The organism is Flavobacterium soyae (assembly GCF_021245985.1).
In the GTDB taxonomy this organism is placed as follows: Bacteria; Bacteroidota; Bacteroidia; order Flavobacteriales; family Flavobacteriaceae; genus Flavobacterium; species Flavobacterium soyae.
On the sequence record NZ_JAJQXA010000003.1, the window covers coordinates 141,566 to 153,606 of the forward strand.

At 35.1% G+C, this 12,041-nt stretch carries 9 protein-coding genes; 1 reads left to right on the top strand and 8 read right to left on the bottom strand.

Features of this window, described 5'->3' with window-relative positions; all coding sequences use genetic code 11:
- Window positions 1-46 precede the first annotated feature (46 nt).
- Window positions 47-1,003 (top strand): L-glyceraldehyde 3-phosphate reductase, encoded by a 957-nt coding sequence (mgrA, locus tag LUU93_RS05015; RefSeq protein WP_232678942.1) that lies wholly within the window; start codon window positions 47-49, stop codon window positions 1,001-1,003.
- 172 nt (window positions 1,004-1,175) lie between these two features.
- Here the strand turns inward: mgrA and LUU93_RS05020 are convergent, their stop codons facing one another.
- From LUU93_RS05020 to LUU93_RS05055, 8 genes are all read right to left on the bottom strand, one after another.
- Window positions 1,176-3,155 (bottom strand): retaining alpha-galactosidase, encoded by a 1,980-nt coding sequence (locus tag LUU93_RS05020; RefSeq protein ID WP_232678944.1) that lies wholly within the window; start codon window positions 3,153-3,155, stop codon window positions 1,176-1,178.
- 95 nt (window positions 3,156-3,250) lie between these two features.
- On the bottom strand, window positions 3,251-4,537 hold the full coding sequence (locus LUU93_RS05025; protein ID WP_232678947.1) for a glycoside hydrolase 5 family protein: 1,287 nt from the start codon (window positions 4,535-4,537) through the stop codon (window positions 3,251-3,253).
- Window positions 4,538-4,660: 123 nt separating this feature from the next.
- Window positions 4,661-5,896, bottom strand: coding sequence for a glycoside hydrolase family 26 protein (locus LUU93_RS05030; protein WP_232678949.1), 1,236 nt, complete (start codon window positions 5,894-5,896; stop codon window positions 4,661-4,663).
- Between the two features lie 8 nt (window positions 5,897-5,904).
- Complete coding sequence (locus LUU93_RS05035; RefSeq protein ID WP_232678951.1) at window positions 5,905-6,927, bottom strand: carbohydrate binding domain-containing protein; 1,023 nt, start codon at window positions 6,925-6,927, stop codon at window positions 5,905-5,907.
- A gap of 47 nt (window positions 6,928-6,974) precedes the next feature.
- On the bottom strand, window positions 6,975-8,165 hold the full coding sequence (locus tag LUU93_RS05040; RefSeq protein WP_232678952.1) for an AGE family epimerase/isomerase: 1,191 nt from the start codon (window positions 8,163-8,165) through the stop codon (window positions 6,975-6,977).
- A gap of 5 nt (window positions 8,166-8,170) precedes the next feature.
- Entirely contained in the window at window positions 8,171-9,361 is a 1,191-nt protein-coding gene (locus LUU93_RS05045; protein WP_232678954.1) for a glycoside hydrolase family 130 protein, read from the bottom strand.
- A 27-nt stretch (window positions 9,362-9,388) separates the two neighbouring features.
- Window positions 9,389-10,780: an MFS transporter gene (locus LUU93_RS05050; protein ID WP_232678956.1), complete on the bottom strand. Its 1,392-nt coding sequence runs from the start codon at window positions 10,778-10,780 to the stop codon at window positions 9,389-9,391.
- A 103-nt stretch (window positions 10,781-10,883) separates the two neighbouring features.
- A complete protein-coding gene (locus LUU93_RS05055) occupies window positions 10,884-12,011 on the bottom strand; it encodes a glycoside hydrolase family 26 protein (protein WP_232678958.1) in 1,128 nt (375 codons plus the stop codon).
- Window positions 12,012-12,041: the final 30 nt, after the last annotated feature.

A 12,041-nucleotide genomic window follows, 5' to 3' on the forward strand; every position in this document is an offset into this window, starting at 1 on the left:
TCTACCTTTAAATTCTATTTAAAACTTCAACCTTTAAACTAAAACAATGAAATATAACAGATGCGGAAAAAGCGGTTTATTACTGCCTGAGATTTCCTTAGGATTATGGCATAATTTCGGTTCAGTTGATAATTTTGAAAATGCTGAATGTATTGCCGTAGAAGCTTTTGATAAAGGCATTACTCATTTTGATTTAGCGAATAATTACGGACCGGTTCCGGGTTCTGCCGAGGAAAATTTTGGTAAAATATTATGGCATAATTTTCAGGGAAATCTGCGTGATGAAATTGTAATTTCTACAAAAGCCGGCTACACCATGTGGAATGGACCTTATGGAGACTGGGGTTCCAGAAAATATTTATTGTCAAGTTTAGATCAGAGTTTGAAAAGAATGAATGTTGATTATGTCGATATTTTTTATTCGCACCGCCCTGATCCGGAAACGCCGATTGAGGAAACCATGATGGCTTTAGATCACGCTGTTAGAAGCGGAAAAGCTTTGTATGTTGGAATCAGTAATTATTCGGCAGAGCAGACCCGCGTTGCGGTTGATGTTTTAAAACAATTGGGAACGCCGTGTTTAATTCATCAGGCAAAATATTCGATGTTAGAACGCTGGGTCGAAAATGGTTTGTTAGATGTTTTGGAGGAAAAAGGAGTGGGATGTATTGCGTTTTCGCCTTTGGCACAAGGACTTTTAACAGATAAATATTTAAACGGAATTCCGGAGAATTCAAGAGCGCATAATCCAAACGGGCATTTGAAAGAAAATGAAGTTACCGAAGAACGTATTCAGAAATTAATTAAGCTGAATGAAATTGCTCAGAATAGAAATCAGTCTTTGGCTCAAATGGCATTGGCCTGGCTGCAAAAAGACAAACGAATTACCTCCGTTTTAATTGGTGCAAGTTCTGTAAAACAATTGTGCAATAATATTGACTGTCTGCAAAATACAGCATTTGCAGCAGATGAATTGAATGTAATTGAGAAAATATTAGCGTAAAATTTTTTGTAATATGTGTGAGATGTGTTTTGTGAAATGTAAACACATTTATTCAACAAACGTATATCGTAGAGACGCACAGCAGTGCGTCTACGTTCAGTTTATGTTCTAGTATTAAACCCGACAGTTTTTTAAAACCTGTTGGGTTTAGAAACGTATAGAAAACGAATGTTTATTTTATAATCATCGCCAGCCCACCGCCGCTTGCTAATCGATAGGTTAATTTAGTTGATGAATCGATTGTAACGATTTCTTTTTTATAATCGGTAGCGGCTTTGTCAGCGTTTAAACCGTCTGAGAAAATTTCGGCCTGGAATTTTTTGCCTTTTTCAAGGAAAGAAAAATCAATTGTAATATCTCTGGAATCCCAATTTGTAATAGAACCTAAATACCAAGTGTCTGCTTTTTTTCTGGCAATCGTTACAAACTTTTCAACTTCGCCATTTAAAGAAACTGTTTCATCAAAAGTAGTTGGGATTTTAGCAATAAAATTGGTACTTTCCTGTTCTTTCATATAAGCAGTCGGGCTGTCGGCCATCATTTGCAAAGGCGCCTCAAAAATGATGTATAGTGCCAGTTGATGGCATCTGGTTCCCTGACTCATCGGATTAGAATGACTTGGCTTGAATTCGCTTTTTGCGGCGTTTCGCATGGCTCCGGGTGTATAATCCATTGGACCTGCCATCATTCTGATGAATGGGATTGTACAATCATACAAAGGAACATCATCATTTGGTGTCCATTTATTGTTCTCTAAACCTTTAACACCTTCAAAATTTAGAATATTTGGATAAGTTCTCTGAATTCCGGTTGGTTTATACATACCGTGAAAATCAATAATCAATTTATGATTTGCTGCTTTTTGCGCAATATCATAAACCGAATTGACCATTTTTGCATCGTCACGATCAATAAAATCGACTTTAAAACCTTTTACACCCAATTTTGCATAATTGTCAAAAACGCCATCAATATTTTCATGCAAAGCCATCCATGAAGCCCACAAAATAATTCCAACATTTCGTTCTTTTGCATAAGCTATTAAAGCTTCTAAATCAACATTCGGACTGTGTTTCATAATGTCGGTTTCTACACTCCAGCCTTCATCTAAAACTACGTACTCAACTTTGTTTTTTGAAGCAAAATCAATGTAATACTTATAAGTCTGTGTATTGATTCCGGCTTTGAAATCGACATTGTAAATATTCCAGTCATTCCACCAGTCCCAGGCAACTTTTCCGGGCTTTATCCACGAAATAGCCGCAATTTTTGAAGGCTCAGATAATTTTTGAACCATATCATTATTGGCTAAAGCCGAATCATTTTCAGAGATTACGATTGCTCTCCACGGAAAACTTCGTGTTCCTTTGGTTTTAACCAAATAATCAGCTCTTTCGGTAATTAATTTGTTGAGGTAATTAAATCCGCCGTTGGTTTCCTGAAGCGGATATTTAGAAAAACGAGATTCAAAACCTGTTTTATTTTTATTATTCGTTACAAATAATCCTGGATAATCTTCCAGACCGGCTTCCAGAAAAACGGCTTTTTTATGATTTTTATAATCAATTAAGAAAGGTAAAAAGGCAAGAGTATCTTTTGTAAATTCGCTTATTTTTTTGCTTTCATAATGCGATTCAAACGAAGAAATATATTGATCTTTTGGATTTCTTAAATCTCGAACGTAAGGCATTAAAGTATTGTAATCCTGATCAAAATTTAAAGAAACTTCCTCGGATTTTACTGTAATATCTTTTTTCTTTTTTGTGATGAAACGATATGCAGCGCCATCATCAAAAACCCGGAATTCAATACTAAAATCATTTCTGAAATTTATAGTCAGCTGATTGTATTTATTTTTGACTGTTTTCTTTTTATACAAAGGAGTTTCAAATGAAGAATCTGAACTTTCTTTTTTCGAATTTACAACAACTGAATTTTTTCCTAAAACTATATTTTCGTCTAAAGTCATTGACATATCAGAAGGTGCAAGGATCAAATCTTTTTCATGCGAAATTGTCCATGAAATTTTATCATTGACAGCAATTCTGATATCGATTTTCCCATTGGGAGAATTTAAAATGAAATCTCGTTTCTTTTGTGAGAAAGAAAGATTAAGTAACAAAAAACAAGAAAGAACTAATACATTTTTCATGCTGATATTTTTTAAACCATATAAGTATAATATAAGTTTTTTAAAAAAGGGGCGTACTAACTTTATAAACTTAAATCACTTATATGGTTGAGAAATTATTTTTTCAACTGTAAATTGTATTTTTTTACAATCTCTAAAGTCGATTTATCTGAAGAAAAAACAGAATTCAAACCCTGTGGTTCCTGCGGAGGATCTGTTGTTAAGGGATCACCCGGATTCCATTTTCCGTCTTTGTTAATTGCTTTTCCTTCACCGCCAAATCCCCAGAAATTGGCTGCTTGCAGCGTACCATTATTTTTAACGCTTTCGGCAACTCGGCCAAAAATATAATTATAGAAAACATCCCGGTTTGCAACAGAAGATCCGGCAGTTAAATTTTCGTTTTCTCTTGGCAGACCAAATTCTTCAATAATAATGGGGCGCTTTAAATTGTTTGCCACTTTTATGTGATCGTCAATATATTTTCCGGCATTTTCTAAGGTAGCAGGTAATGTTTTTTCGGCATTATCTGCTTTAAACCAATTCCAGTTTTTTGGCCAAATATGCATCGTCAAATAATCGATATTCGGATTCTGATGTGTGCGTTCAAAAATTTCCATGCTGTCATTTGAACTGTTTTTGCCTTCAGAACCGGTCGAAATTAAGTGGTTTTTGTCTAGGCTGTCAATTAAATTGACAATGTTATTTAGCCAAACTGTGAATTTTGCTTCGTTCTCTGGCGTAAAAGTTCGGGGTTCATTTCCAACCTGCCACGCCATAATGGTATTGTCTTCGGTATATTTCTTTTTTGAATAGGAATTTGTTCTCCCGATAATAAATTTTACATGATTTTCTAAACCGCTCATACAAGGCTTGCAGCTGTGAAATTGTTCTGTATATGACATAAATTGAGGCCACGTATTGGGTGGAATTGCCGGAACCGGAATTGCGCCTTTTCCATTCCATTCTAAATATTGCGACATTCCGCCAGACCATTCCCAGTTGTTTGTCAAATACAAAACGGCATACATTTTACGCTTGCTCATTTCGTTGATTAAAAAATCAAGTCCGTCAAGTAAATCTTCGTCATATTTTCCCTGCTCATATTGCAGTGCCGGACGAACAGTAAAATCGTATTTTCCACCGTCACCGCCAACTAAAATTCGCAGATTATCGATTCCGTTTTTTTTCAATAAATCAAGTTCTCTAATTAATCTTTTTCTGTCGCCTGCTTTTTTGGATGCCAATAAACTTCCGTACCAATAATTGGTTCCAATGTAAGCGTATGGTTTATTGCCTTTATAAAATTGATTTCCTCTTACAGTAATTCTTTCCTGTGCCTGACAAGCGATTACGGAGAAAATTAAAGCAAAGCTGAGGTGTTTTAGAAATCTGTTTTTCATATGATATTTTGTTAGAACTTAATGTAAAACTGGACTGAAGTCCAGCTCTGCAATATTTGGCCGAGCCTTTGGCTCTTTTTTCTGCGTCGCACAATCTGCTAAATCTGCGTGCCGTTAAAAATGCTATTTCGGCATTTCATACATTTTTGGCAGGGAATTCAATAATGCCGATTTTGTTTTGGTACCAAAAGTTTTAAAATCTGCGGCATTCGAAACAGAACCATTTGGAACATAATACCCGTCGCTGTTGTTGTTCCAAAACATTACATAACTTACCTGAATATCGTTTGCTGTTAAAGCATCGTATAAATAAGTTGAAAACCAGTTTGTAACTGGCGGAATTGAACTTGTAACTCTGTAACCTGTTTCGGTTAAAGCGGCAATTTTTACTTTGGTTTTAGCAATGTCAGAGATCATTTTTAGTTTTGTATTGGCTTTGCCAGAACCTGTAGAACCTTGATTAGCAAAATCTCCGTAATTGTCCATTCCCAGAATATCGACATATTTATCACCCGGATATCGGCTTAAATAACTGCTTTCTGTTGCATATGAATTGTCTGGAGAAAAAGCGTATAAAATGTTGTGTACGCCTTTTGTGTTTTTTAAATAATCAACGGTAAATTGATATGCTTGTTTGTATTCGTCGGCAGTGCAGTAATTAGCGCCCCACCAAAACCAGCTTCCGTCGAATTCATGAAAAGGTCTGAAAATTATCGGGATTAATTCACCATTCGAGCCTTTGAAGTTTAAAACAACGCTGGCGACTTTGTCCAATTTTTTCTTGTACCATTCGTGATTGGTTCCGCCGGGTAAAATGCTTTTAAATGCTGCAGCTTTTTCCTGAGCAGACATATCAGCAGCATAAAAAGATTCGTCTTTAAAAGGTTCTCTTATATGCCAGCTGAAAGTATTGATTATACCTTTTGCGTAAGCGGCTTTGACATCGCTTGTAATTTTTATTTCTTGCTGATAAAACCAGTTATCTGCCTGGTTGTTATTGTTTTTATCGGTAATAAACATAAAATCTGAACCTAAAACGGCAGGATCGTAACCTGTATTTTTTTTAATATCAGAATCTCCTCCGGCATCTTGATAAAAGCTGTTAAAGGCATCCTGCTGACCAATTGCCACTTTTGTTTTTGCCAGCCTTTTTAAGTTATAAAATAAAGCCACGGTTTCTTTAGTAGCATTTGCATCAACCATATAAGTGGCAGCATTTTGCGTTGTTAACGGGTCGCTTTGTGTTGGCGGATCTACTATAACTATAGTTTCGTCCTCTGTTTCTTTATCTGAAGAACAGCTTGCAAATGCTAAAATTGATAAGCTGGCAAGTACTGTTTTTATAAAATATTTTTTCATTTAGATTTTTATTTAGAGACTTTAATCTCGATATTATCAGCTAATAATGTTCCTGTACAATTGCTTAGGGCAATCATAATTCTGTATTTAATTGCCCCTTGGGGAATTGTAAATGTTTTTTGAAATGATGTCCAGTCTGTATTGCCGGTTACAGTTGCAATCATCATATCTTCCTGTGCTTTATGGTCTTTGTCATTTTTAAATTCGATAATAACCATACCATTATTCCAGCTGTCTTTTCCTTGTTTAATGTTTTTTGCTTTTAACCATCCTGAAATCTGTAAGCTTTTATCTCCGTCAGTGAGATCTGAAATTTGATCAACAGCTTTCCACTCAGCAATATCCGAAGTTATTTCTAAAGCTGATTTTCCTTCTTTTTTATCTTCAGATGTAATTGAACCTGAACCATTCCATGGTGCTAAATTCTCTTCAAAATTGCCATTAAGAAATAGTTTTGGCGCTGAACTTAATTTTTCAGACTCACTTACTGCAGGCGCATTTTGTTTTATGTACTCTTCTTCTGAAAGAGTGGTAACTTTTACATCATCAAAATAAATTGTGCCATTGGTTTGTGCCAGAGCAAGCATAATGCGGACTTTTTTTGCTTCGTCTGGAACTTTCACAGTTTTTTTATAATTTGTCCATCCAGTCGTTCCTTTTACCTGAGCAAAAGTTTCGGATATAATTTCTTTATTTGCTGAATTTGTAAACGATGCAATTGCCGCACCGGCTTTATAAGCTTCTTTTTGCTCTTCGATACTTTCAGATTTTATCCAAATACTAAATTCTAAAGCATAAATGTTTTTTGGTATGTTTATAGTTTGATCAACGGCCTTCCATTCGGCACCAACAAATTGATTGATTGCAGCACAATTTTTTCCTGTTTTTTTATCATAAGGAGTAATATAGGCTGCGTCGCCGCCTTGCCAGTTTACAAACTCATATTCAAAACCGGGGTTTTTGACAAGATTACCTTGTGCATTTGTTATTGTAGTTAGAAATAATAAACTAAAAAGAATAAGTGTTTTCATAAGCAATATTTTTTAGTACAATAATTAATTTTGATTAGGAGAAGCTTTTAAGTTTTTATCCTCTTAATAAGTTCTAAACAAGCGCGGCCGTTATGATAAGGACATTTCCAGAATCCAGCTTTGTCTTTTTCGATTAAAGAATAATCGCTGTAAATTCCCCAAAACCATTCGCCATTTTTAAGATCGAGAATATGTTTTTTTATGAATTTCCAGTTTCTGAAAATAATATCTAAATAGTCTTCATTTTCGGTCAATTGATAAGCGTTGTAAAAACCAATTAAGGCTTCGGCCTGAACCCACCAATGTTTTTCGGCAATTAATTCCTTTTTTTCAGGATCAAATTCGTACCATAAACCTCCGTCAGAATCAAATCCTTCTTTGGTAACTTCGGCAATTTGAACGGCATGTTTTTTATAATTGGCAATTAAATTCTCCTCTTCTAAAATCTCGGCACATTGTAATAACAGCCAGGCTGCTTCAATATCGTGTCCGTATGAAATAACGTCCGGTTTTTCGATCCAGTTTTCATCAAAAAATAAACGAAGATGTCCGGTTTCGGTATTTATGAAATGTTTTTCTATCGTTTCTAATAATTCAATACTGTGATTTCGGAGCGTTTCATCTTTCCAGACTTTAAACAAATTTGCATAAGCTTCAATAATATGCAAATGTGTGTTCATTGTCTTTTTTTCGTTGGCGTCTTTATCGCTTAAGCGCAAATCTTCAATAGGCTGCCAATCTCTTGTAAAAGCTTCCAGATAACCTTTGTTTATAGGATCGTAACTGTGTTCCTGAATTTTAAAATATAATTTTTTTGCTATTTCTAAAGCTTTTTCGTCTTTAGAAATAGCATAATATTCCGTTAAACCATAAATAGCAAAAGCTAAAGCATAGATTTGGTTTTTGGTATCTTTTGGGGTTCTATCAAAATTAATACTCCAAAAAAGCCCGCCAAATTCAGCATCATAAAAATATTTTGAAAGAAAATCAAAAGCCCTTTCAGCAATTTTTTTATGATTTTCTTTTTTGGTAACCTGGTAACTTGATGAAAAAGTCCAAAGAATTCTGGAATTTAATACAGAACCTTTTTCTGCATTAGTAATAAGATGATCGTTAAAATCAATCTGACCAATAAAACCTTCGTTTTGAGTATCAAGTGTATGTTTTGACCAATAATTTAAAATGGAATCCAGCTCTGTTGTTAATTCAGATTTAAGCTGTTTTAAGGTTGTACACACGATACTTAAATTGCGTTATTTTTTTCGATCTGATTAATGATCGTTTCCACAGATCCAGCAGAAATAAATGTATCTGCGGGAGTGTTGGTAACATAATCAACTAATTTATCTACAGAGGAAACAGCAACGTGCATTCTTGTATCTGATGATGCATAATATACATAAACAGTTCCGTCAGTATCTTCAATCCATCCGTTTGAAAACAATACGTTTGACACATCGCCAACTCTTTCAATTCCTTCCGGTCCCATAAAATGTCCGGCAGGAACGTGGGTTACTTTCGAAATATCGTTTAAATCTGTCATAAACATATACAAAGTATAGCGTAGTCCTGCAGCGGTATTACGAACGCCGTGTGCTAAATGCAGCCATCCTTTTTTTGTTTTGATTGGAGCAGGGCCAAGACCGTTTTTTAATTCATAAATGGTATGATATTGTTTGCCGAAGATGATTTTCTCCTCTTTTACAAGTGGATTTGTCATATCGTCAATATATCCTAAACCAATTCCGCCTCCGCTTCCAACGTCAATAAATCCGTCTTGCGGACGCGTGTATAATGCATATTTTCCGTTTACGAATTCCGGATGCAAAACAACATTTCGCTGCTGTCCTGTATTCGAAATTAAGTCCGGTAACCTTTCCCAATTTACTAAATCTTTTGAACGTACTATTCCTGCATTGGCAATGGCTGAACTTGTATCGCTTTTTGGTGCTTTTGGATCTTTTCTTTCTGTACAAAAAATGCCATAAACCCAGCCGTCTTCATGATTGACCAAACGCATGTCGTATACGTTTGTGTCTGGCTCTGAAGTTTGCGGAATTACGCATGGTTTATCCCAAAACTTGAAATTATCTACGCCGTTTGGACTTTCGGCAATTGCAAAAAATGATTTTCTGTCGATTCCTTCTACACGAACTGCAAGAAGATATTTTCCGTTCCATTTCATTGCTCCGGCATTGAAAGCGGCATTTACCCCAATTCGTTCCTGTAAAAAAGGATTTGTTTTTTCGTTTAAATCAAAACGCCAGTTCAACGGAACGTGAGATGCCGTAACAACAGGATTTTTATAACGTTTATAAATCCCGTTTCCAGCCTTTTCTTCCGGTGCATTTTTTTGTTCGATTAGTGCTTTATGTTCTTTTTCTAATGCTGCTTTTCGATCCAGAAAAGTAGTCGAAGAGGTTATTGTTGTCATATTTTTGATTCGGTATCTGATTTGTTTTTATTTTGTTTGATGTCTTTTTTCGTTTAAATCTTGTTCTATTGTCTGTAGTTTTTCTTCGGATAAAGGATAGAATACTATAAAAGCGACTGATATTGCGGCTGCGATTGCAGGAAGTATACTTAGCATTAATTGAATTCCGTTTTGGGTTACGGCAGTTTGTTCAACATTTGCCTGAAAACCATAATAACCTAAAAGCCATCCGGTTCCGGCACCGCCAATTGTCCATCCAAATTTTTGTGACATTGATGATGCTGAGAAAACTAATCCGGTTGCCCTGCGGCCTTGTTTCCATTCAGAGTAATCAGCGCTGTCTGCATACATTGACCAGATTAATGGGAAAATACAGCCTGCACAAATACTGATTAAAGCCTGAAAACTCATGATTAGGAAAACATCTTCTTTTCCGAAGAAATAGAAAACTAAACTTAAAATTGATGCGATTGTCATGGCACCAAAGAATGTTTTCTTTTTACCAATTTTATTAGCGATTGGAGTAGCGATAATTACGCCGATAATATTGGCTGCCTGCCCCAAAACCAAATAAATAGAAGTTGGGGTCATATGGAAATCTGTTCCAAAAAGGGAAAAATCAAAATTTACAGAACTGCTTACATAATATTTAAAATAATAAACTGCTGCTCCGTCTCTAATTGAGTTGAAAACTAAAGTCCCGATTCCGGCGCCTAATAAAATCCACCACGGTTTATTTTTTAATAAATCTTTTAAATCTTCTTTTAAGTTAGACTGCTCATTTTCGATAGGTTTTACTCTTTCTTTTGTGAAGAAAAAACAAGCCCAAAAAAATGCTGTTGTAATTACTCCAAAAACAGTAATCGTTGCAAGCCAGCCAGTTTTAGAATTTAGGTTTCCGCCAAAATAATTTACAAGCGGTTCAATTAACCAAAGTGCCAAAAGACTTCCGCCAAAGGCAAAAACCATTCTGTAAGATGATAATGTGTTTCTGTCTTTTCGGTCAGATGACATTACGCCCAAAAGTGATGCGTATGGAACGTTAATTAGTGAATAAATCATCATCATTAACGAATAGGTTACGTAGGCGTAAATTATTTTTCCTTTTTCGTCAAAATCCGGCGTGTAAAAAGTCAAAACTCCAATTACGGCAAAAGGAATCGCAATCCATAAAAGATAAGGTCTGAATTTTCCCCATTTAGTTTTTGTTCTGTCGGCAATGATTCCAACAATTGGATCAAAGCAGGAATCCCAGATTCTGGTAATCAAGAACATGGTTCCTACAACGGCAGGAGCTAATCCGAAAACATCGGTATAGAAAAACAAAAGATACATACTAAAGATTTTCCAGAACATTGAAGAAGCGGCATCTCCAAGTCCATAACCGATTTTTTCTTTTAAACTAATTTTGTTGTGCATTGGTTGTTTTTTAAAGGTTGTAAAGTTTGTTTTTGGGGCAATTATTTTAGTGTTTTAAGCATGTTTCTATGTGCTGATTTTTTTGCACGCAGATGACTCAGATTTATTTGTTAATGTCTTTTTCGAACAGTGTTTTATCCATATTGTAATAATCAATGAAATCTTTTTCGCTTACCTGCCCTTTAAAAGGTGCATAATAATGCATTTTTTTCTCGTTTTCCTGCCAGCCGTGATTTCGCCATAAAAGGACATACGATATTTTATAATCGCCAATTGCTTTAGAGAAAGTTCCTGTCCACCATTTTGGATCTGGAACAGCTTCATAACCTGCTTCGGCAATGGCTATTAATTTATGTTTTTCAAGACCTATTTCATTTAAAATCTTAAGCTGGTTTTGAACTTCTTCAATAAACTTTATTCCTTCCTTATCATTATTATTTTGATAAGAATCGAAACTTAAAATATCGGCAAAATTATCTCCGGGATAATTCGCCAGAAAATCTTCTTTTGAGTTGAAACTGGAGGTATTGTAAACATAAATTAAATTATGTACACCTTTTTTCTGCAGGTATTCAAATGTAAATTTCCATACAGTTTTAAACTCATCAGATGTACATTTTCCTTTTCCCCACCAAAACCAGCCTCCTGAAAGTTCATGATAAGGTCTAAAAAGAATTGGAATATTTTTTCCTTTTTTATCTTTTAAGGATAGAAGGTAATTAGCCGCTTTATCTAACCATGAAACATATTTTTGATGATTTTCTCCGCCTGGTAAAATAGTTTTTAGAGAATTTGGTGTATTATCCCAGGCATTTTTTCCTGTTACAGGATTATCAAAATGCCAGCTTATTGTAGAAATCCCCCCTCTTTCATTGGCTTCAATAATATATTGTTTCATTTTTTCGAATGGAATTCCGTCTATATTATTTATATCATCTTTTTCCAGACCCGCAAGATCCCAGCCATAAACTGCAGGATAGTCTCCCACAACATCTTTTATGTCGCTTCGTTCGTTTTCATATTTCCAGTTTACTCCATACGCTAAATCGTCCTGATGTCCAAAAAGATAACCCTTTTGTATGAGTTGATTCAGTTTTTTATACAGTAAAACTGTTTCAGGGGTTGCTTTTTTATCTGAAAGTGACAAATTTGTATTACTATTAGTATGCTGTGCAGAGCAAGAGGTTCCTATTAATGCGGAGGCTAAAAGCTTAAAAAAGTATTTTTTCATTTTTTGAAAATATTGTTTTTCAGCACATTT

Bases quoted from the DNA above. Each gene is read 5' to 3' on its own strand.
- mgrA (WP_232678942.1), top strand. From the start codon at position 47: ATGAAATATAACAGATGCGGAAAAAGCGGTTTATTACTGCCTGAGATT.
- LUU93_RS05020 (WP_232678944.1), bottom strand. From the start codon at position 3,155: ATGAAAAATGTATTAGTTCTTTCTTGTTTTTTGTTACTTAATCTTTCT.
- LUU93_RS05025 (WP_232678947.1), bottom strand. From the start codon at position 4,537: ATGAAAAACAGATTTCTAAAACACCTCAGCTTTGCTTTAATTTTCTCC.
- LUU93_RS05030 (WP_232678949.1), bottom strand. From the start codon at position 5,896: ATGAAAAAATATTTTATAAAAACAGTACTTGCCAGCTTATCAATTTTA.
- LUU93_RS05035 (WP_232678951.1), bottom strand. From the start codon at position 6,927: ATGAAAACACTTATTCTTTTTAGTTTATTATTTCTAACTACAATAACA.
- LUU93_RS05045 (WP_232678954.1), bottom strand. From the start codon at position 9,361: ATGACAACAATAACCTCTTCGACTACTTTTCTGGATCGAAAAGCAGCA.
- LUU93_RS05050 (WP_232678956.1), bottom strand. From the start codon at position 10,780: ATGCACAACAAAATTAGTTTAAAAGAAAAAATCGGTTATGGACTTGGA.
- LUU93_RS05055 (WP_232678958.1), bottom strand. From the start codon at position 12,011: ATGAAAAAATACTTTTTTAAGCTTTTAGCCTCCGCATTAATAGGAACC.